Source organism: Bradyrhizobium sp. ISRA430 (assembly GCF_029909975.1).
GTDB lineage: Bacteria > Pseudomonadota > Alphaproteobacteria > Rhizobiales > Xanthobacteraceae > Bradyrhizobium.
The window spans coordinates 1,289,798-1,311,049 of sequence record NZ_CP094516.1 but is presented as its reverse complement, the minus strand read 5'-3'; the positions used below and the strand labels follow the sequence as shown (position 1 = coordinate 1,311,049).

General features: G+C 62.6%; 28 protein-coding genes, 1 tRNA gene and 1 pseudogene. 17 read left to right on the top strand and 13 right to left on the bottom strand.

The window, feature by feature from the left end; translation table 11 throughout:
• Entirely contained in the window at positions 1 to 567 is a 567-nt protein-coding gene (efp, locus tag MTX21_RS06765) for an elongation factor P (protein WP_280964044.1), read from the bottom strand.
• Positions 568 to 729: 162 nt separating this feature from the next.
• Between efp and epmA the strand changes: the two genes are divergently transcribed.
• From epmA to MTX21_RS06750, 3 genes are read left to right on the top strand one after another with little or no spacing between them, the layout of a single operon-like run.
• Positions 730 to 1,782: an EF-P lysine aminoacylase EpmA gene (epmA, locus tag MTX21_RS06760; RefSeq protein WP_280970989.1), complete on the top strand. Its 1,053-nt coding sequence runs from the start codon at positions 730 to 732 to the stop codon at positions 1,780 to 1,782.
• Positions 1,779 to 2,873, top strand: a complete 1,095-nt coding sequence (locus tag MTX21_RS06755; RefSeq protein ID WP_280964043.1) for a lysine-2,3-aminomutase-like protein — start codon at positions 1,779 to 1,781, stop codon at positions 2,871 to 2,873. The genes epmA and MTX21_RS06755 overlap by 4 nt, the downstream gene beginning before the upstream one ends.
• 47 nt (positions 2,874 to 2,920) lie before the next feature.
• Positions 2,921 to 3,181 carry a hypothetical protein gene (locus tag MTX21_RS06750; protein WP_280964042.1) on the top strand — a complete coding sequence of 87 codons (261 nt, stop codon included), beginning with the start codon at positions 2,921 to 2,923 and terminating at the stop codon, positions 3,179 to 3,181.
• 57 nt (positions 3,182 to 3,238) lie between these two features.
• Here MTX21_RS06750 and MTX21_RS06745 read toward each other — a convergent pair whose 3' ends face one another.
• From MTX21_RS06745 to MTX21_RS06725, 5 genes are all read right to left on the bottom strand, one after another.
• Entirely contained in the window at positions 3,239 to 4,324 is a 1,086-nt protein-coding gene (locus MTX21_RS06745) for a 3-deoxy-7-phosphoheptulonate synthase (RefSeq protein WP_280964041.1), read from the bottom strand.
• A gap of 223 nt (positions 4,325 to 4,547) precedes the next feature.
• Positions 4,548 to 5,126 (bottom strand): HdeD family acid-resistance protein, encoded by a 579-nt coding sequence (locus tag MTX21_RS06740; protein ID WP_280964040.1) that lies wholly within the window; start codon positions 5,124 to 5,126, stop codon positions 4,548 to 4,550.
• A gap of 73 nt (positions 5,127 to 5,199) precedes the next feature.
• The gene (locus MTX21_RS06735; RefSeq protein ID WP_280964039.1) at positions 5,200 to 6,240 is read right to left on the bottom strand and encodes a PrsW family glutamic-type intramembrane protease; all 1,041 of its coding nucleotides are present in this window, start codon (positions 6,238 to 6,240) and stop codon (positions 5,200 to 5,202) included.
• A 406-nt stretch (positions 6,241 to 6,646) separates the two neighbouring features.
• Entirely contained in the window at positions 6,647 to 6,889 is a 243-nt protein-coding gene (locus tag MTX21_RS06730; protein ID WP_280964038.1) for a hypothetical protein, read from the bottom strand.
• Positions 6,890 to 7,127: 238 nt separating this feature from the next.
• Positions 7,128 to 7,754, bottom strand: a complete 627-nt coding sequence (locus tag MTX21_RS06725) for a PilZ domain-containing protein (protein WP_280964037.1) — start codon at positions 7,752 to 7,754, stop codon at positions 7,128 to 7,130.
• A gap of 371 nt (positions 7,755 to 8,125) precedes the next feature.
• On the opposite strand from MTX21_RS06725, the gene MTX21_RS06720 reads away from it, so the two are divergent.
• The 3 genes from MTX21_RS06720 (at position 8,126) to MTX21_RS06710 (ending at position 11,006) form a co-directional block, all read left to right on the top strand.
• Complete coding sequence (locus MTX21_RS06720) at positions 8,126 to 9,268, top strand: fructose-1,6-bisphosphatase (protein WP_280964036.1); 1,143 nt, start codon at positions 8,126 to 8,128, stop codon at positions 9,266 to 9,268.
• Positions 9,269 to 9,319: 51 nt separating this feature from the next.
• The gene (locus MTX21_RS06715; protein ID WP_280964035.1) at positions 9,320 to 10,507 is read left to right on the top strand and encodes a 6-phosphofructokinase; all 1,188 of its coding nucleotides are present in this window, start codon (positions 9,320 to 9,322) and stop codon (positions 10,505 to 10,507) included.
• A gap of 151 nt (positions 10,508 to 10,658) precedes the next feature.
• Positions 10,659 to 11,006 (top strand): hypothetical protein, encoded by a 348-nt coding sequence (locus MTX21_RS06710; RefSeq protein ID WP_280964034.1) that lies wholly within the window; start codon positions 10,659 to 10,661, stop codon positions 11,004 to 11,006.
• Positions 11,007 to 11,108: 102 nt separating this feature from the next.
• Here MTX21_RS06710 and MTX21_RS06705 read toward each other — a convergent pair.
• Positions 11,109 to 11,183 (bottom strand) — tRNA-Glu (locus MTX21_RS06705).
• Positions 11,184 to 11,381: 198 nt separating this feature from the next.
• Between MTX21_RS06705 and MTX21_RS06700 the strand changes: the two genes are divergently transcribed.
• From MTX21_RS06700 to MTX21_RS06690, 3 genes are read left to right on the top strand one after another with little or no spacing between them, the layout of a single operon-like run.
• Positions 11,382 to 11,636: a PilZ domain-containing protein gene (locus MTX21_RS06700; RefSeq protein WP_280964033.1), complete on the top strand. Its 255-nt coding sequence runs from the start codon at positions 11,382 to 11,384 to the stop codon at positions 11,634 to 11,636.
• Between the two features lie 53 nt (positions 11,637 to 11,689).
• Positions 11,690 to 11,935 (top strand): porin, encoded by a 246-nt coding sequence (locus tag MTX21_RS06695; protein WP_280970988.1) that lies wholly within the window; start codon positions 11,690 to 11,692, stop codon positions 11,933 to 11,935.
• Positions 11,936 to 11,938: 3 nt separating this feature from the next.
• Entirely contained in the window at positions 11,939 to 12,160 is a 222-nt protein-coding gene (locus MTX21_RS06690; RefSeq protein ID WP_280971182.1) for a hypothetical protein, read from the top strand.
• Positions 12,161 to 12,227: 67 nt separating this feature from the next.
• On the opposite strand, the gene MTX21_RS06685 is transcribed toward MTX21_RS06690, so the two are convergent.
• Together MTX21_RS06685 and MTX21_RS06680 are read right to left on the bottom strand one after the other, a co-directional pair.
• Complete coding sequence (locus MTX21_RS06685; RefSeq protein WP_280964032.1) at positions 12,228 to 12,875, bottom strand: glutathione S-transferase; 648 nt, start codon at positions 12,873 to 12,875, stop codon at positions 12,228 to 12,230.
• A gap of 316 nt (positions 12,876 to 13,191) precedes the next feature.
• Positions 13,192 to 13,644, bottom strand: a complete 453-nt coding sequence (locus tag MTX21_RS06680; protein WP_280964031.1) for a VOC family protein — start codon at positions 13,642 to 13,644, stop codon at positions 13,192 to 13,194.
• A gap of 157 nt (positions 13,645 to 13,801) precedes the next feature.
• On the opposite strand from MTX21_RS06680, the gene MTX21_RS06675 reads away from it, so the two are divergent.
• The 3 genes and pseudogenes from MTX21_RS06675 (at position 13,802) to argC (ending at position 15,547) form a co-directional block, all read left to right on the top strand.
• On the top strand, positions 13,802 to 14,194 hold the full coding sequence (locus MTX21_RS06675; protein WP_280964030.1) for a hypothetical protein: 393 nt from the start codon (positions 13,802 to 13,804) through the stop codon (positions 14,192 to 14,194).
• A gap of 100 nt (positions 14,195 to 14,294) precedes the next feature.
• Positions 14,295 to 14,441 (top strand): annotated as a pseudogene (locus tag MTX21_RS06670) (transposase); the annotation flags it as partial.
• A 128-nt stretch (positions 14,442 to 14,569) separates the two neighbouring features.
• Positions 14,570 to 15,547: an N-acetyl-gamma-glutamyl-phosphate reductase gene (argC, locus tag MTX21_RS06665; protein ID WP_280964029.1), complete on the top strand. Its 978-nt coding sequence runs from the start codon at positions 14,570 to 14,572 to the stop codon at positions 15,545 to 15,547.
• Positions 15,548 to 15,905: 358 nt separating this feature from the next.
• Here the strand turns inward: argC and MTX21_RS06660 are convergent, their stop codons facing one another.
• Positions 15,906 to 16,208, bottom strand: a complete 303-nt coding sequence (locus MTX21_RS06660; RefSeq protein WP_280964028.1) for a hypothetical protein — start codon at positions 16,206 to 16,208, stop codon at positions 15,906 to 15,908.
• Positions 16,209 to 16,546: 338 nt separating this feature from the next.
• Between MTX21_RS06660 and MTX21_RS06655 the strand changes: the two genes are divergently transcribed.
• From MTX21_RS06655 to MTX21_RS06645, 3 genes are all read left to right on the top strand, one after another.
• A complete protein-coding gene (locus tag MTX21_RS06655) occupies positions 16,547 to 16,843 on the top strand; it encodes an HU family DNA-binding protein (protein WP_280964027.1) in 297 nt (98 codons plus the stop codon).
• 1,214 nt (positions 16,844 to 18,057) lie between these two features.
• Positions 18,058 to 18,408, top strand: coding sequence for a GrlR family regulatory protein (locus tag MTX21_RS06650; RefSeq protein ID WP_280964026.1), 351 nt, complete (start codon positions 18,058 to 18,060; stop codon positions 18,406 to 18,408).
• A 157-nt stretch (positions 18,409 to 18,565) separates the two neighbouring features.
• Positions 18,566 to 18,766 carry a hypothetical protein gene (locus MTX21_RS06645; RefSeq protein ID WP_280964025.1) on the top strand — a complete coding sequence of 67 codons (201 nt, stop codon included), beginning with the start codon at positions 18,566 to 18,568 and terminating at the stop codon, positions 18,764 to 18,766.
• Here MTX21_RS06645 and MTX21_RS06640 read toward each other — a convergent pair.
• The gene (locus tag MTX21_RS06640) at positions 18,763 to 18,888 is read right to left on the bottom strand and encodes a hypothetical protein (protein ID WP_280964024.1); all 126 of its coding nucleotides are present in this window, start codon (positions 18,886 to 18,888) and stop codon (positions 18,763 to 18,765) included. The two genes, MTX21_RS06645 and MTX21_RS06640, sit on opposite strands and share 4 nt — an antisense overlap.
• Before the next feature lie 80 nt (positions 18,889 to 18,968).
• Entirely contained in the window at positions 18,969 to 19,199 is a 231-nt protein-coding gene (locus MTX21_RS06635) for a hypothetical protein (protein ID WP_280964023.1), read from the bottom strand.
• 282 nt (positions 19,200 to 19,481) lie between these two features.
• On the opposite strand from MTX21_RS06635, the gene MTX21_RS06630 reads away from it, so the two are divergent.
• On the top strand, positions 19,482 to 19,766 hold the full coding sequence (locus MTX21_RS06630; protein WP_280964022.1) for a hypothetical protein: 285 nt from the start codon (positions 19,482 to 19,484) through the stop codon (positions 19,764 to 19,766).
• Between the two features lie 60 nt (positions 19,767 to 19,826).
• Here MTX21_RS06630 and MTX21_RS06625 read toward each other — a convergent pair whose 3' ends face one another.
• Entirely contained in the window at positions 19,827 to 19,991 is a 165-nt protein-coding gene (locus tag MTX21_RS06625; protein WP_162832225.1) for a hypothetical protein, read from the bottom strand.
• A gap of 472 nt (positions 19,992 to 20,463) precedes the next feature.
• Between MTX21_RS06625 and MTX21_RS06620 the strand changes: the two genes are divergently transcribed.
• Positions 20,464 to 21,225 carry a Sir2 family NAD-dependent protein deacetylase gene (locus tag MTX21_RS06620; RefSeq protein WP_280964021.1) on the top strand — a complete coding sequence of 254 codons (762 nt, stop codon included), beginning with the start codon at positions 20,464 to 20,466 and terminating at the stop codon, positions 21,223 to 21,225.
• Positions 21,226 to 21,252 lie beyond the last annotated feature (27 nt).

The following is a 21,252-nucleotide window of genomic DNA, read 5'->3' as shown; positions in this document are numbered from 1 at the left end:
TCAGTCCTTGGCGCGCTCGGAGTAGGAGCCGTCTTCTGTCATCACCACGATGCGGGTACCGACCGTGATGTGCGGTGGGACGGTGGTCCGCACGCCATTGGAGAGCACCGCAGGCTTGTAGGAGGAGGAGGCAGTCTGGCCCTTGGTCACCGGCTCGGTTTCGACCACTTCCAGCGTCACGCGCTGCGGCAGGGCGATCGACACCGGGTTGGCGTCGTGCATGGACAGCTTGACCGTCATGCTCTCCTGAAGGTACGCGGCCGCGTCGCCGACGACGTCCTTGGAGACCTGGACCTGATCGTAGGTGTCCGGGTTCATGAAGTGGTAGCCGTCGGCATCTTCATACAGGAAGGTGTAGTTGCGCTCTTCGATCGTGGCCTTTTCGACCTGGTCGGTGGTTTTGTACCGTTCGGAGATCTTTACCCCGTCCGAGATTCGGCGCATTTCGATCTGGCTGACCGGGGTGCCCTTGCCGGGATGGATGTTCTCGGCGCTCACGACGACATAGAGCTTGCCGTCTTGCTCGATCACGTTGCCCTTGCGAATAGAACTGGCGATGACTCTCAAAGCTATATTTCCTGCTTGCTTGGCCCGGCACCGGCCAGGACGTGGTCAAATCTCGGGGGGACTCGGGGTCTCAAATCGGACCGCGGCGCCCGTTTCGGGCCGCAACATACTGATTTTGCCGTTGGATGCCAGCATTTTGCTCGCGGCGGGAGCGGTCGGTTAATGGCTGGGGACAAGCCGAGTTCACCGTTCTGGTCGCCCGGCCGGCACATCGATCGCCGGCCGTTCCTTCAGGCACGGGGGGCCATTACCGGGGCTCTACGGGGCTTTTTCGCCGAGCAAGGCTTCGTCGAGGTCGAAACCTCCGTCCTCCAGGTCTCCCCGGGGAATGAGACCCATCTGCACGCTCCGCGGACGGAGATCATGCGGCCCGACGGCGGCCGGGCCACGCGCTATCTGCGGACGTCCCCGGAATTCGCCTGCAAGAAGCTGCTCGCGGCCGGCGAACCCCGGATTTTCGAATTCGCACGGGTGTTCCGAGATCGCGAGCGCGGCGACCTGCATCTGCCCGAATTCACCATGCTGGAATGGTACCGGGCGGGTGCACCGTACGACGCCACTATGGCCGATTGCGTCGTCATCATCGCTCGGGCGGCGCAGGCGACGGGGATCGGGCAGTTCTCCTTCCGCGGCCGGATCGCCGATCCCTTTGCCGAGCCCGAACTCCTGACGATCGCCGGCGCGTTCGTGCGCTTCGCCGGAATCGACCTGCTTGCGACCATTTCGGGCGGCGAGGGTAACCGCGCCGCGCTCGCGCAGGCGGCGGCGGGCAAGGTCCGCGTCAGCGAGGATGACACCTGGTCGGACATCTTCAGCAAGGTCCTGGTCGAGCATGTCGAACCCCATCTGGGGCAGGGTCGTTTGACCATTCTGTTCGAATACCCATCTCCAGAGGCGGCGCTGGCGCGCGTGAAGGCCGACGATCCACGTGTGGCCGAGCGTTTCGAGGTCTATGCCTGCGGCGTCGAGCTCGCCAACGGGTTTGGCGAATTGACCGACGCCGATGAGCAGCGCGGGCGCTTCATGGAGGCGATGGCCGAGAAGCAACGCCGCTACGGCGAGGCCTATCCGCTCGACGAGGACTTTCTGGCCGCGGTCGCGCAAATGCCGGAGGCGAGCGGCGTTGCGCTCGGCTTCGACCGGCTGGTGATGCTGGCGACCGGCGCATTGCGGATTGATCAGGTGGTGTGGACGCCGCCTGCGGGTGAGACATGACGAAAACCAATCTTGCACGGACATTGCGGGAACCGGCGGATCTCGTGGAGGAGGGGCTTGCGCCCGCCACGGCACTGCCGGCGCTCGAGCGCGTCGCCGCGCGCTATGCGGTTGCGATCACGCCGGCGCTGGTCCAGTTGATCGACACGTCGGATCCCGAAGATCCCATCGCGCGGCAGTTCGTCCCGAGCGCCGCGGAACTCGATGTGCAACCAAGCGAGCGCGCGGACCCGATCGGCGATCATCCGCATTCGCCGGTAGCCGGCATCGTGCATCGCTATCCCGACCGCGTCCTGTTCAAGCTGGTTCACGTCTGCGCGGTCTATTGCCGCTTCTGCTTCCGTCGCGAGATGGTCGGTCCCGGCAAGGAGAACGCGCTCTCGGACGATGCTTACCGCGCGGCGATCGATTACGTCCGCGCGCACAGCGAGATCTGGGAGGTAATCCTCACCGGCGGTGATCCCTTGATGCTGTCGCCGCGTCGGATGAGCGAGATCATGACCGATCTCGCCAGCATCGATCACGTCAAGATCATCCGCCTTCACACCCGCGTTCCCGTGGCGGATCCGGCGCGCATCAGCGATGAGATGGTCGCAGCGCTCAAGGCCGAGGGTGCAACCACCTGGGTCGCGGTGCACGCCAACCATGCGCGCGAGCTGACTGAAGCGGCACGTAGTGCCTGTGCCCGGCTCGTCGACGCCGGCATTCCCATGGTGAGCCAGTCCGTGCTTTTGCGCGGCGTCAATGACAACGTCGCCGCTCTGTCGGATTTGATGCGAGCTTTCGTCGAATGCCGGATCAAGCCCTACTACCTGCATCACGGCGATCTCGCGCCGGGGACTGCGCATCTGCGCACCACGCTGGCGCAGGGACAGGAGCTGATGCGGCAGTTGCGCGGTCGGGTATCAGGATTGTGTCAGCCGGACTATGTCATCGATATTCCCGGCGGTGCCGGCAAATCGCCGGTCGGCCCGAATTATGTGTTGGCGGAGCAAAATACCGCACCGGATGTGCGTGATGCGGCGTCGGAAACGCGCTATCGTATCCTGGACTATTGCGGCGACGTTCATCTCTATCCGCCCGAGACCTGAGCGGTCGAGATGGCAGGCGACGCCGGTTTGAGGATTGGAGGAGCAGAATGAGAAAGATCGTCGTGGCAATGTCGCTCCTGGTGGTGTTCGGCAGCGCAGGCTTTGCGCAAACCGGGAGCAAGGGCACGAGCACGGGCACGTCGGGAACATCGGCGGGTTCAGGCGTGCTGCCCGCCCCGGTCGGTCATCGCCAGCCGCGCGCGGCCGACGTGCCGAGCGAGAAGAATCTGAGCGACCCGAACAATCCGGTGAACAAGGAAGACGCGTTGCTCGACAAGAAGATCAAGAGCATCTGCCGCGGCTGCTGATGCAGACAGGTTTGCGGGCAGGGCGCGACAGCATCGCCCCGCCCGCATGACACCCGATCAGGCGGAACGCTCGTGCATGCCAGCGCGCTGGTTGTTGCGCCGGATCTCGACCGCGTCGGCAAGCTGCTCAAGGACGGTTGCCGTGGTCGCCCAGTCGATGCAGCCGTCGGTGATGCTCTGGCCGTAGGTGAGCGGCTGGCCAGCGACGACGTCCTGGCGGCCGGCAACGAGATTGCTCTCGATCATCACGCCCATGATGCGGCTCTCGCCGCCTGAGATCTGGCCGGCGATGTCGGCCATGACCAACGGCTGGTTCTCCGGCTTCTTGCTCGAATTGGCGTGGCTCGCATCCACCATCACCCGTGACGCAACGCCGGACTTTGCCAGCTCGTTGCAGGCGGCTGCAACGCTCGCCGCGTCGTAATTCGGCTTGCTGCCGCCACGCAGGATGATGTGGCAGTCCTCGTTGCCCGCGGTCGAGGCGATCGCCGAGCGGCCGCGCTTGGTCACCGCCATGAAGTGGTGCGGATGCGAGGCCGACTTCACTGCGTCCGCCGCGATGCGGACATTGCCGTCGGTGCCATTCTTGAACCCGACCGGGCAGGACAGTCCCGAGGCCAGCTCGCGATGGATCTGGCTCTCGGTCGTACGCGCGCCGATCGCGGCCCAGGACACCAGGTCGGCGATATATTGCGGCGTCGTCATGTCGAGGAATTCGGTGCCCGCCGGCAGGCCGAGGTTGTTCACCGCGGACAACACGTTGCGTGCGAGCCGCAGGCCCCTGTTGATGTCGAAGCTGCCGTCGAGGCCAGGGTCGTTGATCAGGCCCTTCCAGCCGACGGTGGTGCGCGGCTTCTCGAAATAGACGCGCATCACGATCTCAAGCTGGTCGGCGAGGTCTTCGCGCAGTTTTGCGAGGCGCTCCGCATAGTCGATCGCAGCCTTGGGATCGTGCACCGAGCAGGGGCCGACGACGACCAGAAGGCGGTCGTCCTGGCCGTTCAGGATGGCATGGATCGCGTTGCGCGCCGCCATGACCACGCGGGTCGCGGTGAGGGTCCGCGGGACCTCCCGCATCACCTCATCAGGCGTACTCAGCTCTTTCAGTTCGCAGATACGAAGGTCGTCGGTCGTACTCAGCACGGCGGGGCTCCTGTCTTTGAAGAACCTGCCGGCCAACAAAAAAGCCGCCAGGTCTGGCGGCTGTTCGGATGTCTTGCTGCAATGTGTCAGATTGAGCGCGATCCTCCCGCCGCCAGCGAGCTGTCGTAGCTAAAGTACCAAAAATAGCTGGTGGCGACGGTGATCATGGCAGGCTCTTTAGCGCAGGCGTTCGGGGTTGTCACCCCCCAATCGACGCAGGGCCCTAAGTGTTGCTCTTGCGTGCCGCCAGCGCCACACCGATCAGGGTGGCGCCGCCGAACAACAGGTTGATGCCGACCAGGATGCCGATGGCCCATTCGGCCGAGCTTGGCAGCCCCGCGATCACCATGAACGAGATCGCGATGTCGAGGAGGCCCGAGATCAGGAGCCACGACCAACGGCTGTTCAGCTCGCGGCGGTGCTCCAGCGCGTACATGATGGTGGCAACGCCCTCGGCGAGAAAATAGGCGCCGAGCACGATGGTCAGCGTCAGCACGGCCTGCATCGGCCGCGCCAGCAGGATCATGCCGGCGAGCACCGCCAGCGCGGCAGAGATCAGCGACCACCAGAAGCCCGGCATGTTGCGCGCCCAGTAAGTCACGATCAGCCCGCCGATGCCGCTGATCAGGAACATCCAGCCGAGGAAGATCGTGATCGCAAGGCTGGCGAGCGGCGGCAGGATCAGTGCGGCAACGCCGAGAACGGCAAGCAGGATCCCTTCGAACAGGAAGGCCTTCCAATGTGCCTTCACCGTCTGGCTCATGGCGGACTGCAATCGTGCGAAATCGTCAGGCGATGTCATCGAAAGCTCCAGGTCGCAGCACCAGGTGCGGCCCCAGTCTAGTATGGCCGCACCGGTGTTGCCATCCCGGAGCTCACCCGCCGCCCGGTGCCGATGAAAAGCCTTCCGCGCTGGTGCGGATGCGGTTGCGGCCGAGAATGTAGATTGCGGTTGTGACAACCAGAAGCGCAATGCCGAGCAGGATCGAGGTCAGGCCGATCGGGATCAGGGCCAGAGTCAGATTGCGCTCGGGATTGACGAGCCAGTGACGGATCGAGGTCAGTACGAAGGCAAGGCCGAGAAACCCGACGCCGCCGCCGGCCAGCAGCAATGCCCACATGCGCCGCAACTGGCTCAGCCGCTCGCGCGCGATGTCGGTACGCGGCGCATGGTGGCGCGCGACGCGCCGCACCAGGCGGATGGCAAAAGCGATCGAGCTGAATCCGATCACGAGGCTCGCCGCACCGAGCCACATTCTCAGTGTCGGATCGAGCTCCGGCATTTGCTGCAGCGTGAGCAGCGGGAAATCGAAGGCCGAATGCAGGGCGAGCGGCCCGGCCAACATCAGGAGGCGGCTGGAGAGACGGGCCCAGTCGCGATGATGGCGGTTCGCGCCGAGTGCCGTGCCTGCGCGTGCAATGGTCAGATATGCGCCGGCGATGATGCCGAGCGCGCCGTGGAAGGGCACGGTCAGCACGCTGCGCAGCGCCGCCAGTGATCGCCACATCTCGGCGTGCTGCACGAGGTAGGCGAGGTTCTCATAGGCCGCGAAGCCGAGGCCGACCGCCGCGCCATAGACCACGGTATCCATGGGATTGGCGAAGGTCCGCCGCTTGGTCGAGGAGACCAGCACGATGGCGATCACCTTCACGGCCTCTTCGGGCAGCGCGACGCCGAAGATCGAATGCATGGCCAGCGCCGTCCAGGGGTTGTCGGGAGCGGCGACCATCTTGGCGAAGGGCGCACGGGCGAGGCCCAGAAGCGAAATGCTGGCCGCGCCGAGCACGAAAGCGGTCCAGACCTGAGCCGGCGGGCCGGGACGCTCTTCGGCGGCAATGACAAGCCACAGCATCAGCAGCGCCGGTGCGATGGCGGCAGTTCCGATGACGGTGGGTAATGCTTCAATCAGGTACATTGGCGTCGAAAATAGGTTCCCTTGACCGCCTTATCCACTTTCACCGGATGCGACCCTGTGTCATGCGCGTGCTGTCGCCTGGATTAACAACCGCGACAGCTTCCCTTCATCGCCGCCGTCAGTTGTGAATTGTCTGCGACGCCGTCCGGCACGGAAGTATGAGTGCAATCAATCGCATGGCGGTACCTGTTCGGAGTCAGGGGCAGCACCGCGCATCCCGCATCAGGTCGCGATTGCTGAATTAGATCAAAGGAATATGAAGAGTTCTTCGATTTACGATGCACGTATCTCGCGCGCGAGTCCAGACCCCCGGGCCATGCGTTCCCGCATCCCGGCGGCCGCTTCTCACGCGAAATGTTTGCCCCCGCGGTTCGAACCGTGGGCGCATCGATCGGCTAGCCGGCCCTCAATGCGTGGCGAGCGACGGCTTTGTGTCGGGCGCAATATCGAAGGCGCCGAGATGGAATTCGTCGCCGATCGCCTGGCCCGGCACAGGATGCTGTACCAGCAGCGCGAACGCCGCGTCCGGATATTGCTTCCAGATCGCAATATCGTCGGCAGTGATCGTGAGCCAGCCAAACGTGTACATGTAACGTCCGGGCTCGGTAACCCGGCCAACCCTGTCCCAAGTGATTTTATTGACAGCCATTCGGTCCCCCGATCGCAAAATCTGCAAATGAAGGCCGGGCGCGAGGCGCGGTCCTTGACAGGCTGACCTCCCATTGCGGCCGCGGCATGGCGGGTGGCGTGGAGGTTAAGCCGGCGGATGCTGTGGACGGATCGGTGTGCCATCGAGGTAGCGCAGCGCGCGCTGCCCTGCGCCGTGATAATGCGGCGCCGCCGGCTCCCCCAAACAGGCCGGCGGCGACTTTTGTCCGCCGGCCGCCTCAGGCCGACTGCAACGCAGCCGAGCGGACGATCAGGCGGACGAGGTCGTCCCGTTGTTGCTTCTCGGCGAATTTCACCGCAAAGCCGTCGTGGAATTTTCGGATGACGCGTCCGACGCAGGCACCGACCGCAAGCGGCGTTCCGACCGGCGGATCGTATTCGGACGACACCGCAACACCGGCGGTGGAGACGTCGATGATGAAGCAGGGGTGGGTGCTGCCGTCGGCGATCGTCAAGAACGTGTGTGCGACCTGCGGAACGAACCGCGCGTCGCGCCGGTGTTCGGCGATGCTGGCGTCCCTCTGCTTCTTCTCGAGCCAGGTCAGCTTTTCGGACATCCAGGCGCGGCGCGCCCGCGTCATCTCGAGCTCCATTAGGAAGCCCGATTTCAGCGTCCCGCTGATCGTGCATTCGAATTCGCCGAAGTCCTCGAAGTAGGACGTCACGCGCTCGCCGACCTTGCCGACGACCGGCACGTCCACGATCATCCGGAACGGCGACACGCGCTTGGTGCGGCAGGCGAACGTTCGCAGCTTGCCTTCGCAGTCATACCAGCGGTGCAGCGAGTAGCTGCCGCCCACGGTGACTTCCACTGCGCGCTGCCTGAGGAACTCTGCGACAGACATGAGGACCAATGATGTTGGAATTGCCTTCCGTATTTCCACGGTAGCAGGCAAATTCTAAGCAAATGATACCGGCGCTCGCGAGCGGGGGTAAATTTCAGGTAAACTCGCGCGCGATTGTGAGGAGACCAACTGTCGCGGCGGAGGTCGGGGACGCCGTTGACGCGGCGGATATCGTCCGGCGTCCAATTGCCGAGCAGGGGATGATTGCCTCACGCCGGTCCTGCCGCGCGTCCACTCAGTGCGGCAATTAAGCCGCCGGCTGGAACCTAATCGCCACTTGAGACGTTCGTTTCCGCGAATGAGCAGCGCCGTCGCCCCGGCGCAGCGAGCGCCGAGGCCGAGGCGCTGAGCTTGTGCGGGGAGAAACGCTCATGAGACTCACCATTTCTGTCATTAAGGCTGACGTTGGCTCCATTGGCGGGCATACAAAACCGTCTTCACGCATGATGGCGGCTGTCGAAGGCGAGGTCGCGAAGGCGATCTGCAATGGTCTTTTGATCGACGGTTTTGTCTGCCACACCGGCGACGACATCGCGATCATCATGACGCACACGCGGGGCGAGGGGAGCTCCGAGATCCATCAATTCGCCTGGAAGGCGTTTCTCGCCGCCACTTCAGTGGCGAAGACCTCCGGCCTCTACGGCGCCGGCCAGGATCTTCTCGCAGACGCACCTTCCGGGAACATTCGCGGTGCCGGCCCGGGCGTCGCCGAACTCAGCTTCGACCACCTCTCAGGTCCGAGACCGGCGGAGTCCTTCATGGTGTTCGCCGCCGACAAGTGCGGCCCCGGCGCCTACAACCTGCCGCTCTACCTCGCCTTCGCCGATCCCATGTATTGCGCGGGGCTGATGCTGCCCCCGATGATCAAGGGATTCCGTTTCCATATCATCGATATGGACAACACGGCCGGTGACAGCGTGATCGAACTCGACGCGCCCGCGGATAACTACCACATTGCCGCGCTGCTCCGCGACAACGAGCGCTTTGGCATTGATCGCATCGTTTCTCGGACACATGGCGAGGCCGCCGCCGCCGTGTCCGCGCAGCGTCTTCACGCGATCGCAGGCAAGTACACCGGCAAGGATGATCCGGTCGCGATCATCAGGAATCAGGGAATCTTCCCCGCGCCCGAGGAAATCGTCTCTCCCTTCGCCAAGGCACACTTCGTCGGCGGCGATGCGCGCGGCTCGCACGTGATGCCGCTGATGCCCGTCCCGCTCAATACACCGGTGACCGGCATGTATTGCCTGCCGATCGCTTCCTGCGCCGGTTTTTCGATCGACAAGGAAGGCCGCTTTTCCGAGTCCTACACAGATTTCTTCGACAATCCGGCGTGGGACGAGGTGCGCCGGCGCGCGCAAAGCAAGGCAATCGAGATGCGCAGCCAGGGCTGGTCCGGTGCTGCGATGCTGCCCTATTCTGAATTGGAGTATGGCGGCTTCCGCGACACCGTATCCGCACTCGTGAAGCGTTTCCGGCTGCGCGAGGAGCGCAAGCCGGAAGCGGCCGAATAGAGAACGTGTGACGCAGGCGCTATAGCGACATGCCAACATTGGGAGGTGGGCGTGGCGAGAAAACGCATTGGCATTCTCACCGGCGGCGGCGACGTCCCCGGCCTCAACGCAATCATCAAGACCGTGACCTATCGCGGCAGCGAGGACGACATCGAGGTCGTCGGTCTCCGCCGCGGCTGGGAGGCCCTCACGCACCTGAACCTCGACGACCCCGCCAGCAAATCCCACTACCTCATCCCGCTCAACCGCGAAAACACGCGCGTCATCGATCGACGCGGCGGTACCGTGCTGCACTCGAGCCGCACCAATCCCTCCAAAATGAAAAAGCTGCCCGATCATCTGGCTGGCCAAGACCTTCCGGTCTCGGAGAGTACCAAGGGCAGCGTCGCAACCAAGACCTGGGACGTCACCGGCCAGGTGCTGGCGAACCTGTCGGGGCTCGGCATAGAACACCTCATCGCCATTGGCGGCGACGACACACTTAGTTATGCGGATAAGCTCAACGGACTCGGTGTCAAGATCATCGCCATCCCGAAGACGATGGACAACGACGTCCGCAACACCGAGTATTGCATCGGCTTCTCGACCGCGATTACCCGCGCCAGCGATGCCATCCAGCGGCAGCGCACCACCATCGGCTCGCATGAGCGAGTTGGCATTTTCCGCATCTTTGGCCGCGATGCCGGATTTACGGCGCTCTATACTGCATACGCGACCTCGATCCGATGCGTGATACCGGAGTACAAAGTCAATCTCGACAAGCTGATCCGATTGCTGCTCGAGGAGAAGCGCGCCAACCCAAGCAACTACGCGCTGATCGTGCTGAGCGAAGGCGCCGAATGGGAGGGCTACAAGGTGCAGGAATACGGCGAGCCTGACGCCTACGGTCACCGCAAGAGGACGAGCGTGGCCGAAGCACTTGCCGACGAGATCAAGCGGCGCGCTGGCGAGGAGACCATCGTCTCTGATCTCACCTACGACCTGCGATCGGGCGACCCTGACTTCATCGACAAGCTCGTCGCTCTGACTTTCGGCAACATGGCCTATGATGCCATCCTGGAAGGCAAGACCGGCCTCATGTCAGCGCTGGTCGAGGGACGCTACGACCTTGTGCCCATTCCTGACGCCAGGCTCGGGCCGCGCAGACTGGACGTTGCCAGCACATACAACACGGAGCGCTACCGTCCTCTCTATTCCAGCAAGCGGGGGCTGCCGATCTTCCTCAACCGCGCGTCTTGAACGACCGCGCGACTCTGCGACGCATCGCGTGACGCGTCTTGCGCGCATTGTGGCCGCATTGGCTCCGCTGAATGGTCATGGAAGATTCAGACCCCAACCAAATTTGGGCGGTAGGAGAATTGGTCGTTCGTCCATCTGGAAAGGAACAATCATGCGCATGCTTGCGGCAACCGTCCTTATCGCAGCCGCCTCCTTCGGGATACCGGCTTCCGTGCTGGCTCAGGGAACGCCACCGCAATCGGAGGCGCCTGCTCGGTCGGATACGGTGATACGGAGCATACAGGTCGTCGACGTCAAGGAACTGCAACCGTCGGTGCGCTCGAAGGTCGATGACCTCGTCGCGCACACCAGCGAGGAAGACATACAGTCGCTTCGGAAGTCGATTGACGCGACACCGCAGGCGGTGTCCGTGCTCAAGGCCAAGGGCCTGAATTCGGCACAGGTCGTTGCTATCAACATCGCCGACGGTGTCCTGACGATGTTCACCAAGACAACGTGAAGTCGAGGATCGCACGTCGAACGAAAGCCCCGCCGGGCGTTTGAACCGGCGGGGCTTTCTTTGTTCGGCCCGGCAACGCGATCAAAGCGCTTTTGGGAATTGTGGCGCTCCCTAGCGGAATCGAACCGCTCTCTCCACCGTGAAAGGGTGGCGTCCTGACCGATAGACGAAGGGAGCAAACGCCCGCCGCCCGCGCGAGTCGTGCCCGGCGGCTTGCGGCGGGCGAACGTATAGTGGCCTTTCCGCCCGCGGGCAAGCCATTCGGGGACGGTCTCCCGCGGTCGGTGGACAGCGCCAACCCCGGGGTTATTCGGGCCCGATTTCAACCGTTTCTTAGGGTTCCCTGAGATAGCGCTGGAACGGGAGAATTTATCTATGCCACCGCCCAAGAAGCGTGCAGATCGTAAATTGCTGTCGCAGCATGCCTGGATCACGCTCGACGGCGGGTTCGCCGCGCGGCATTGCCTGGTCCAGGACATCTCGAGCACGGGCGCGAAGATCACGCTCGACGAGGATGCGAGCCAGCTCCCCGGTATCATCCGCATGGCATTCGCGCGCGACGCCCGCACCGGGCGGAGCTGCCAGGTGATCTGGCGCCGCGGCAAATCGGCCGGCCTCAGGTTCGTTTGACGCGGGCACGATGCCCGATGGCGTCGGGTGTGCGTCCGGGCTACAACGCGCTGATGCGAGCACTCCTCATCATCCTCATGGGAGTTGGCGCGGCGTCCGCGGCTGCGGCCGAGACCTTGCGCCTTCCCGCCGCCGAGCGGCCGCAAGCCGGCAAGGCGTTGCCGCTGAAAGGCGCGGCAGGGGCGGCGAAGCCGAATTCCTGCGCGTCTTATGGCCGGGGTTTTGTCATGGTCGATGGCACCGGGACCTGCGTGAAGATCGGCGGCGCGATCAGCGTCGACACGACGATCCGGCGCTGAGAGATGGCGCCGGATCTGTTGCGGCTCGACATCGTCGTTCCCGTGCTGATCTATTGCGCGCTGCTGCTTTGGGTCGGACGCGGCCTGAGCTGGACCCAGAAGCTTGCCACCGCCGCCGTCACGCTCGCGCTGATCGTCTGCATCGTGCTGGTCGAACGCGGCTGGCTCCAGAACAAAAATCTCGAAAACAACCCCATGCAAAGTAGCCGACCACTTCGGCCGTGATGCCCGAGGCTTGACGCGGAATCGTGATTCATCACGAGTTTATCGCCTGTTAGCCCGCGCCAGCGGCTCACGACATCGGGGGCGCGACGTATTGGGCGAATCCGGGGCGGCGGCCGAGCTCGGCGAGCCAGCGTGTCAGGTGCGGCTGCGCGGGGCGGCTGATGCCCTCGACGCCGAGCCAGCGCCGGGCATAGGCGCCGACCGCGAGATCGCCGAGGGTGAACTGATCGCCCTCCAGGAAGCGGCGCGTGGCGAGCTGGCGGTCGGCGATCGCCCAGACCTCGGCGGCCGCATCGGCGTCCTTCTGGACCTGGATCATGTCGCGCTCCGCGGGCGCCGTGCGCACGATTCCCCAAAATACCGGACGGTCGGCCGGCTGCACGGTCGACAGGGTCCAGTCGAGCCAGCGGTCGACGGCGGCGCGGCTCTTCGGCGCCTCCGGATAGATCGGCGTGCCGCGGCCGTGCGCGAGGCAGAGGTAACGCATGATGGAATTGGATTCCCACAGCACGAAGTCGCCCTCGACCAGCGTCGGGATGCGCGCATTGGGGTTCATCGCGAGATAGTCGGCCTCGCGGGTGCGACCATACTGCATGCCGGCATCGATGCGTTCATAGGGAAGGCCGAGCTCGCTCAGGCACCACAGCACCTTCTGCACATTGACCGAGTTGGCGCGGCCCCAGATCGTCAGTTTCGGCCGTTGATTGTCAGCCATGTTGCTCCTCCCGCAGATCCGGGTTTGCGCGGGTGATAGCGGAATTTGGCTTGTCGAGCGACGGCGATTGTGCCGAGGGCCTCATGCAAAAAAGGCCTCATGCAAAGAACTCCGCCAGGGGCGGAGCTTTCATGCACGGCGCTGTCAGCGCGATCAGTGGCTGAACAACAGCCACAACAGAATGATCACGGGAATAGGCACGCCCAGCACCCACAGCAACAGCCCTCTCGCCATTACGTCCTCCTTCAGTCTCCTCGTTGAAGGGAGAACGCGAGGCCAGAGGGCAGGTTCCCGCGCGCCAGCGGCGCGGGAGTCCTTACCAATGGCCGGTATTCGGCATCGACAGCCAGGGCTCCTGCGGCGGCTTCGGCTCGCCCTTCTGGAGCAGCTCGATCGAGTGCAGGTCGGGTGAGCGGACGAAGGCCATGTTGCCGTCGCGCGGCGGCCGGTTGATGGTGACGCCGGCCTTCATCAGCTTCTCGCAGGTCGCGTAGATGTCGTCGACCTCATAGGCGAGGTGGCCGAAGAAGCGGTCCTCGCCGTATTTCTCCTCGTCCCAGTTGTAGGTGAGCTCGACCAGCGGTGCGCCCCGCGTCGAGGGCTGCTTCTTCAGCCCTTCGAGATCGTCCGCCGAGCACAGAAACACCAGCGTGAAGCGCCCCTTGTCGTTCTCGATCCGCCGCACCTCTTTCAGCCCCAGCGCATCCTGATAAAACTTCAGCGCGACATCGAGATTGCGTACGCGCAGCATGGTGTGGAGGTAACGCATGGTTGTTGCTCCCTTGTTTTTGTTCGGACCGACGGTAGCATCAAATAGCAGCAAAATGCGACAAGGGGCAGGGGCCAGATTGGGATGATGGAAGTGCCTTAGATGGCCGGACGGCACATTAGGTCTTGTAGCTAAATTGAGTGAGCGAACGGGGGATATGATTGCATTTTTTCATGCTCTTGTATGGTTGGTGGCGATGTTTGGCGCGGGTTGCGTTGGCAAGATCGCTTACGAAGACTCCGACAGACCCGTTGCGGGTCTCTATTACGGTGTTGCAGTCGCATCTACGTTCGCCTTGATCTGGATCTCACTATGGTGGTCGGTAGCGTGGTGTTTCGGCGATCACCTCGTCAATCTACTTAAATTGCTGAAGGTCGGAGTGCCGTATGCGCTAACCTTCTGGCTCGTCGGTAGGCTGGCGGATGTCATCGCATCAAAAGAGTCGGTGTTTGCATTCCTGTTTAAGGGCTTCTTCTACTTGTTGTGGGGAGGGGCCTTCTTTGTGAGCCTCGCTGCTCTTAATGCCCTGATGGACTGGTTCACGAAATAACAGCGACGAAGCCCCTAAAATTACGGTGACAGTGCACTCAATTGGTGTTGCTCGCTAAGCGTGGTCCGAAGCCGCAGAACCAAGAGGGTGGCGAGGACGAATGAATTTAATGCACTGTCACCGTAACTCCGAACGGCAACTGATGGAGCAACTGGATTACAACCCGCTGTTCCGCTGGTTTGTCGGCGTGGCGATGGATGCGCCGGTCGGGGATGCCGGCACGTTCAGCAAGAATCGCGACCGGGTCGCTTGACATGCCCGACGACCTACGCAATTGGCTGTTGTTCATGGAACGCCCGGTTGCGGACTGAGCCGCCGCGCCGGCAGCGCGTGTTCGCTAAACTTGTTCGCTCACTCCAGCAGTAGGACACCACCATGAGCATTCGCGTCGGCATTGTCGGGATCAGCGGTTTCGGCGGCGGCGAGGCGATGCGCCTGGTCGCGAGCCACCCGTCTTTCGAGCTGATCTACGCCGCGGGCGAGGGCAGCGCCGGCAGCCGGTTGGTGGACCGCTTCCCTGGTGTGCCGGCCAAGCTGGCCGAGCTGGTGATCGAGAAGTGGGACCCTGTGACCCTGCCGAAGCTCGACGTGCTGTTCGCGTCGCTGCCCACGGGCGCCTCGGCCGAGGCGCTGGCGCGCGTCCCCAAGGACGTGAAGATCGTCGATATCGGCGGCGACCACCGCTACGTCGAGGGTTGGGCGTACGGCTTGGCCGACGTCTGGCCAGCCCAAATCGAGGGTCAGACGCGCGTTGCCAACCCGGGCTGCTTCCCCGCGGCGACGCTGAACGCGCTGGCGCTGCTGCTGGTCAACAAGCTGATCGAGCCTGGCAACATCGTGATCGACGCTAAGACCGGCATCTCCGGTGCCGGCCGGGGCGGTGCTGACAGCAAGTTCGGCTATGCCGAGAGCAACGAGAACTTGCTGCCTTACGGTCTGCTCAAGCACGTCCACATGCCCGAGATTGCCAAGACGATCGAGCGGCTGAGTGGCGGCAGCGCGGCCGGGCTGGTGTTCACGCCACACTTGGTGCCGATGACCCGCGGCGTTCTCGTCACCATGTACTGCCGCGGCCGCGCCACCACGGGCCAGTGCTTGGACGCGGCCCGGCGCTTCTACGCCGGGCGGGCATTCGTCCGCGTGACCGACAAGCCGCCGCAGACCAAATGGGCAACCGGTTCGAACCTCGCGTTCGTCAGCTATGCGGCCGATCCAGAGCGCAACTTGGTGATCGCGATGGGCGTGGTCGACAATCTCGGCAAGGGAGCGGCCGGTCAGGCGGTGCAGAATGCGAACCTGATCTGCGGCCTGCCAGAAACTGCGGGGCTGGACGGCGTACCTGTTTGGCCGTGAGATCTTTTGCGAGTCCGTGTTGTCCGTCGTTTGCTTGTCCGAGGTTGAAATTGACCCCATTTCACGGACTGAACCGTCCCGGGTTTGGAGGAGGCTGGTTGGCTTGAGCCAGGCCGGCCTGCTCAAGATTGCGAGGACTCGGCGAAGATGAAGACTGGTTGCGGGACATAGCCGAAATGAACGTCGAGGACGGCGTTGTCTGGGTCTACGGCGCCGGTGACGACGGCATCATGGCCCTGACCGACCTCGAGTTACGGTGACAGTGCACCCAATTTACGCGACGCCGCGGAGCTGATGGCAATGGCGGACGAATTTGATGCATCGTCTCCGTAATCCCCGACAAGGCCGCCGCCTGCAACTACGCTGCAATCCGTCGCTCGACGGGGGCCGTCAGGTGCTTGAGCACTTCTGCATGCTCCAGGTCGGGAACCGCGATGGCCGTGTGGCTGTAGATCGCATGGGTCCGTGATTTTGCAATCATGTTCAGGATTTCTCTGCCTTTGATGACATGAAGGCCCATACCCTCTTTGCAAGGGAAGATCGCCAACACCACGTCATAAGCGGCGATGACGGCTCTTAGCGCTTCAGCCTTGTCTTCGGCGAGATCGACAAAAATGCGAACGTCAGCCGCGAGTTCACGCAGCTCGTCAAAATCCAGCACTGTGGGCTACTCCAACGCAACGATACTGATGGGAGCTTGGAGGCGTTGGGTTACTGAAGTCTCAACAACGCAGGCTGAGACACAAGTTTCACTATGAGGTGACTCGTTAGACGGGAGCGATGTTGAGCCGGCACACCCTTCGGTCGTGCGGATGCCTCGACCTGACGGATACTGCCGGCTGGGGATAAAGGCGTGGAATCCGCCCTGGGCGCGCCTTGTGTTTTGGCCCTCGATGGGTTCTAAGCCCGGTGACTTCATGACCGTTGGCATGAATGGCAGCGCATTGCGTGGTTCAGCCGCGTCCCGGATTTGCTCGCTCGCACAAAAGGAATTCAGACATGGCGAAGATGACGAAGACTCAATTGATCGACGCAATTGCAGAAGGCACGCAGCTTTCGAAGAACGATGTGAAATCGGTCATCGAGTACATGGCGACCGTCGGGTACAAGGAGCTCAACGAGTCCGGCGAGTTCGTCATTCCCGGCTTTGTGAAGATGTCGGTGGTGAACAAGCCCGCGACCGAAGCCCGGATGGGCGTGAATCCCTTCACGAAGGAGCCGATGCAGTTTGCGGCCAAGCCCGCGAGCAAGTCGGTCAAGGCGTCACCGCTGAAGGTGGTCAAGGACGCCGTTTGAAGGTGGGGCGAGGGCTTTGACTGTTTAGGCAGCCCAAAAGAAGAACCTCGCGCCTTCGCACGGGGCTCTCTTGCTGACGGCAATGGGATTTCAGCGCCTGGCCGCCAGCGTATCTCCAACTTAAGGTTGAAAATCCAAAAAGCAACTCGTCTATTGATGCCGACCCGGTCGGGAGATCGCTAATGTCCTCGCGGTCGTTTCGAAATTCCTGCGGCAAAAGAGGTTGCGCCGGTGCGCCTTTATTGATCGTTAGGAATCGCTTCTGTCATGCCCCGGCTTGACCGGGGCATCCAGTACGCCGCGGCTTCTCCGTATCCTCGCTCCGCCTCTGGAATACTGGATCGCCCGCCCCAGTGCGCAATTGCGCACAAGGCGGGCGATGACAGTGAAATCGTGGAACGCCGTACCCGAATCTCGTCATTGCGAGCGCAGCGACGCAATCCAGATTGTCGCCGCGGAAAGATTCCTGGATTGCTTCGCTGCGCTCGCAATGACGGAGCAACACCAGCATCGACGCATCGGGCATCTCATTCACGCGCGCTCCAACCAATTGTTAAGAGTTCATCCGCGCTGATTTCTTCGATTCCGATTCGTTCTTTGAGAACGAAATGGAGTCGGATGCAGAACAAGCTGTGACTGCCGATATCGGTGCAGAGTGCTTTGTCATGACACGTCGGCATCGTCGCGCGAATGAGGCCGAGGCGGGTAGGGGCGTCTTTCGGTGTTGTTGGCATTTCGCCTTCCCATACATCGCTGTCATGCCCCGGCTTGACCGGGGCATCCAGTACGCCGCGGCTTCTCCGTATACTCGCTCCGCCTCTGGAATACTGGATCACCCGCCCCAGTGCGCAATTGCGCACAAGGCGGGCGATGACAGTGAAATCGTGGAACGTCGTACCCGAATCTCGTCATTGCGAGCGCAGCGACGCAATCCAGATTGTCGCCGCGGAAAGATTCCTGGATTGCTTCGCTGCGCTCGCAATGACGGAGCAAACACCAGCATCGACGCATCGGGGATCTCATTCACATGCGCGCGAACCAATTGTTAGGAACTCATCCGCGCCGATTTCTTCGATTCCGATTCGTTCCTTGAGAACGAAATGGCGTCGAAGCTGGAACAAAACGGTCCGCAGAGCTGCCAGAAACTTCGTGCGTCACCGTCTCGACGTTCGCCCCGTCCGGCGATATCGTCGCTCTCAGCGGCGGGCGCATCCATGAAGAACGGGCTCTACTCGATCCACATCCATATGCTCGACGGCGTGAAGGGGCGCGACAGCGGGATATTGGTCTTGCGCGATGGCGTGCTGCTCGGCGGCGGGCCGTATTTCTGGTCGCGTGGATCGTATACGGTCGGCAACGGCACCTGGAAGGGTGAGCTCGTCACCAACCAGCATTCGCCGTTTTCCGATCCCTTCATCCGGCCGCTGTTCGGCGGCGAGGAGGCGACGAGTGGCTTTTCGGGCACATTCAGCGACGACGGAGCCGAGGTGTTCGGCACCGTGCTGGTCGAGGGCCGTCGCAGCCTGAGCTTCCGTGCGACGCTCAAGCGGCTTGCCGACATCTGATCTGCGCGATCGCGCCAAGTCCTAACGAAAGCTTGCACCGACCGCGATAACGCTATTCGGTTAGGTTAAAACCCCAATCGCGTTGCAGTTGCGGAGGGTTGGGATAGGTGTATCGGCAAAGACAAGCAAGAAACAGCTTCGCCAAGACACCTTTGACATGACGCCATTATTTTCAGAACCGTCCTTTTACCAGGGTGACAGGCATACCTATCGGCGCGTCGCCGTCGTCGGCTCGCTGTTCTGCCTCGCCTTCGTGGTGATCAGCTTCTCGCTGCGCCCGCAAGTGGAGGACACCCATGTCCTCGTCAAGGCCGACCGGCTGGTGCGCACGGCGGGCCAAGCTCTACACACGAACTAGCGCTTATCGCTGTAGATGTGATCGTCGCCGGACGAGCGCTGGCACGACACGCCGCGCGTGGCGAGCACCACGAACCCGGCGTAGCCGGCCAGGTTCAGCAGGATTTCGAGCCACGCCGGCATGCTGCGCCTCATTTTACGTGGAGCACAGTTCCAACGCCATGACCGAGCTCCTTGTTCCGGAACGGCCACACAGGCAACATTCAGACTCCCGACGTGGGGTCAAGCCGGCGGCGGAGGTTTGCCACCGTCTCCGAGGAGGGTGAGTCCTTCAGGAACTCGGCGATGGCGCGCGCGAGCTCGCGGTCGCTCATCGGAGTTGGCGGCGGCCGCAGGGCACCGACACCGAAGTTGCGGACAATCTCGTCGTAGTGTTGGTCCTTCGTGTTCGGAATCAATTTGCGGATGCGTGCCAGCAGAGCGGATATCGGCATGTTTCCTCCTCCATCATCCGCCCCGTTGGCAGCAGGCCGCCTCTGCTGCCATCTCCCTCCGTGAAACCAAAAACCCCGCCAACACCACTGCGGATGCTGACGGGGTCTTCGTGCTCTCGCCTCCACCGGATAGCGGAGGCTCGCACTCATGGCACTAACGCACGAGGCACGATGCTGTTCCCTTCGTTCCGGCATTCTTTGCACGGGCCGCGGTTCCCGCTTTGCGCAACCATCGGAAGGTCGTCCGCGTTACCTCGCGAGGTGCGAAGGAGGAGATGCATCATGAAGAAGACACTCGCAGTTTTGGCCACCGTTGCAGCGGTGGGCGTGGCCGCGGTTACGGCGCCGGCACCTGCGCAGGCGCGTCACATTGGACCGGGCCTGGCATTCGGTCTGGCCGCCGGCGCCATCACGGCGGGCGCCATCGCGGCGTCTCATCCGTATTACGGCTACGGCCCCGCCTACGGCTATTATGGCGGCCCTGGCTACTACTACGAACCGGGCCCGTACGCCTATTACGGCGGACCGGTCTACTACCGACACCACTACTATCGCCATCACTGGTAAGCGAAAAGCCCGGAGCAGCGCTCCGGGCTTTTTCACGTACGATGGTTTCAGCGTAGCGTTTTATGGCCAGAGCGAGGGACGTTCCACCTTGCGGGCATTCTCCAGTGTGGACACGAAATATTCCTCGCGCTCGCGTTTGAATTTTTCCTGCGTGGCACGGAAGGCCGCGACACGTGCGGCAATTTCATCGCGCTCGCGTGCTTTGCGTTCTTCGTCTTCGGTCATGACCATCCCCTCTGTTCACTACTGAACTCAAGCAGTGCCGCCGCATCACGCTGAGTCGCATTTACATATGCATCTGCGCTCCCGATTTTGGCGTCAATGGGGAGGAGGCATTGCAGGATTGTGATAAGCAAAGGGCGGAGAAATTTGTCGACCGCTGTTCGCTTCACGATAGATAGGAGCGTCAACAGCCTTGTCGCTTGCACGCCTTGCAGCTCGCCAAAAAAATAAATCGGGGGACTGCGATCGCGAAGATCGATGTGGACTCACCGAGCATCGAAAAGCGAGCTGCGCGAGCGCGCGAACAAAGACTCGTGGAAAAGGTAGCGGCACGGCAGGCAGAGCCCGAGGCCGATCTCGAGCAGCTCGCCCACGGCAAGGCGGCGCAGAAAGCAGCGCACGCATTCCGTTGGACCGCGGCAGCACCCGGTCCGGCGTGCTATAGAGCGATGCCGAGAATACGGATGGCTTCTCCATGATCGCATCGGATCTTCGCAGCGGCGTTGAACAGCTCGGCGAGATGATCGCCGCGGCCAAGACCATCGTCCCGTTCACCGGTGCGGGCATTTCGACCGAATGCGGGATCCCCGACTTCCGCTCGCCTGGCGGCTTGTGGACCCGCAACCGCCCGATCCCGTTCGATGAATTCGTCGCCAGCCAGGACGCCCGCGACGAATCCTGGCGCCGCCGCTTCGCCATGGAGGCGACCTTTGCCGCGGCGAAGCCCGGACGCGGCCACAGGGCACTCGCCTCGCTCTACCGTGCCGGCAAGGTTCCCTCTGTTATCACCCAGAACATCGACAATCTGCACCAGGTCTCGGGCTTCGCCACCGACCATGTGATTGAACTTCATGGCAACACGACTTACGCGTGTTGTATTGGATGCGGGCAGATCTATCAGCTCGACTGGGTGAAGCGCCGCTTCGAGGCGGATGGCGCCGCGCCCGACTGCACCGTATGCGACGAGCCGGTGAAGACCGCGACTGTCTCGTTCGGCCAGGCGATGCCGGAGGATGCAATGCAGCGTGCAACCGAGCTGTCGCAAGCCTGCGACCTTTTCATCGCGATCGGTTCCTCGCTTGTGGTGTGGCCGGCCGCGGGCTTTCCGATGATGGCGAAGAATTGCGGCGCGCGTTTAGTGATCATCAATCGTGAGCCGACTGATCAGGACGATATCGCCGACCTCGTGATCCACCACGACATCGGCGAATCGCTCGGGCCGTTTGTCGGCAATTGAGCCGACATTTTGATTCGCGCGTGTGCA

Bases quoted from the DNA above. Each gene is read 5' to 3' on its own strand.
- epmA (WP_280970989.1), top strand. From the start codon at position 730: ATGGCTGGGGACAAGCCGAGTTCACCGTTCTGGTCGCCCGGCCGGCAC.
- MTX21_RS06755 (WP_280964043.1), top strand. From the start codon at position 1,779: ATGACGAAAACCAATCTTGCACGGACATTGCGGGAACCGGCGGATCTC.
- MTX21_RS06750 (WP_280964042.1), top strand. From the start codon at position 2,921: ATGAGAAAGATCGTCGTGGCAATGTCGCTCCTGGTGGTGTTCGGCAGC.
- MTX21_RS06740 (WP_280964040.1), bottom strand. From the start codon at position 5,126: ATGACATCGCCTGACGATTTCGCACGATTGCAGTCCGCCATGAGCCAG.
- MTX21_RS06735 (WP_280964039.1), bottom strand. From the start codon at position 6,240: ATGTACCTGATTGAAGCATTACCCACCGTCATCGGAACTGCCGCCATC.
- MTX21_RS06730 (WP_280964038.1), bottom strand. From the start codon at position 6,889: ATGGCTGTCAATAAAATCACTTGGGACAGGGTTGGCCGGGTTACCGAG.
- MTX21_RS06725 (WP_280964037.1), bottom strand. From the start codon at position 7,754: ATGTCTGTCGCAGAGTTCCTCAGGCAGCGCGCAGTGGAAGTCACCGTG.
- MTX21_RS06720 (WP_280964036.1), top strand. From the start codon at position 8,126: ATGAGACTCACCATTTCTGTCATTAAGGCTGACGTTGGCTCCATTGGC.
- MTX21_RS06710 (WP_280964034.1), top strand. From the start codon at position 10,659: ATGCGCATGCTTGCGGCAACCGTCCTTATCGCAGCCGCCTCCTTCGGG.
- MTX21_RS06700 (WP_280964033.1), top strand. From the start codon at position 11,382: ATGCCACCGCCCAAGAAGCGTGCAGATCGTAAATTGCTGTCGCAGCAT.
- MTX21_RS06695 (WP_280970988.1), top strand. From the start codon at position 11,690: ATGCGAGCACTCCTCATCATCCTCATGGGAGTTGGCGCGGCGTCCGCG.
- MTX21_RS06690 (WP_280971182.1), top strand. From the start codon at position 11,939: ATGGCGCCGGATCTGTTGCGGCTCGACATCGTCGTTCCCGTGCTGATC.
- MTX21_RS06685 (WP_280964032.1), bottom strand. From the start codon at position 12,875: ATGGCTGACAATCAACGGCCGAAACTGACGATCTGGGGCCGCGCCAAC.
- MTX21_RS06680 (WP_280964031.1), bottom strand. From the start codon at position 13,644: ATGCGTTACCTCCACACCATGCTGCGCGTACGCAATCTCGATGTCGCG.
- MTX21_RS06675 (WP_280964030.1), top strand. From the start codon at position 13,802: ATGATTGCATTTTTTCATGCTCTTGTATGGTTGGTGGCGATGTTTGGC.
- argC (WP_280964029.1), top strand. From the start codon at position 14,570: ATGAGCATTCGCGTCGGCATTGTCGGGATCAGCGGTTTCGGCGGCGGC.
- MTX21_RS06655 (WP_280964027.1), top strand. From the start codon at position 16,547: ATGGCGAAGATGACGAAGACTCAATTGATCGACGCAATTGCAGAAGGC.
- MTX21_RS06650 (WP_280964026.1), top strand. From the start codon at position 18,058: ATGAAGAACGGGCTCTACTCGATCCACATCCATATGCTCGACGGCGTG.
- MTX21_RS06645 (WP_280964025.1), top strand. From the start codon at position 18,566: ATGACGCCATTATTTTCAGAACCGTCCTTTTACCAGGGTGACAGGCAT.
- MTX21_RS06640 (WP_280964024.1), bottom strand. From the start codon at position 18,888: ATGCCGGCGTGGCTCGAAATCCTGCTGAACCTGGCCGGCTACGCCGGG.
- MTX21_RS06635 (WP_280964023.1), bottom strand. From the start codon at position 19,199: ATGCCGATATCCGCTCTGCTGGCACGCATCCGCAAATTGATTCCGAAC.
- MTX21_RS06630 (WP_280964022.1), top strand. From the start codon at position 19,482: ATGAAGAAGACACTCGCAGTTTTGGCCACCGTTGCAGCGGTGGGCGTG.
- MTX21_RS06625 (WP_162832225.1), bottom strand. From the start codon at position 19,991: ATGACCGAAGACGAAGAACGCAAAGCACGCGAGCGCGATGAAATTGCC.
- MTX21_RS06620 (WP_280964021.1), top strand. From the start codon at position 20,464: ATGATCGCATCGGATCTTCGCAGCGGCGTTGAACAGCTCGGCGAGATG.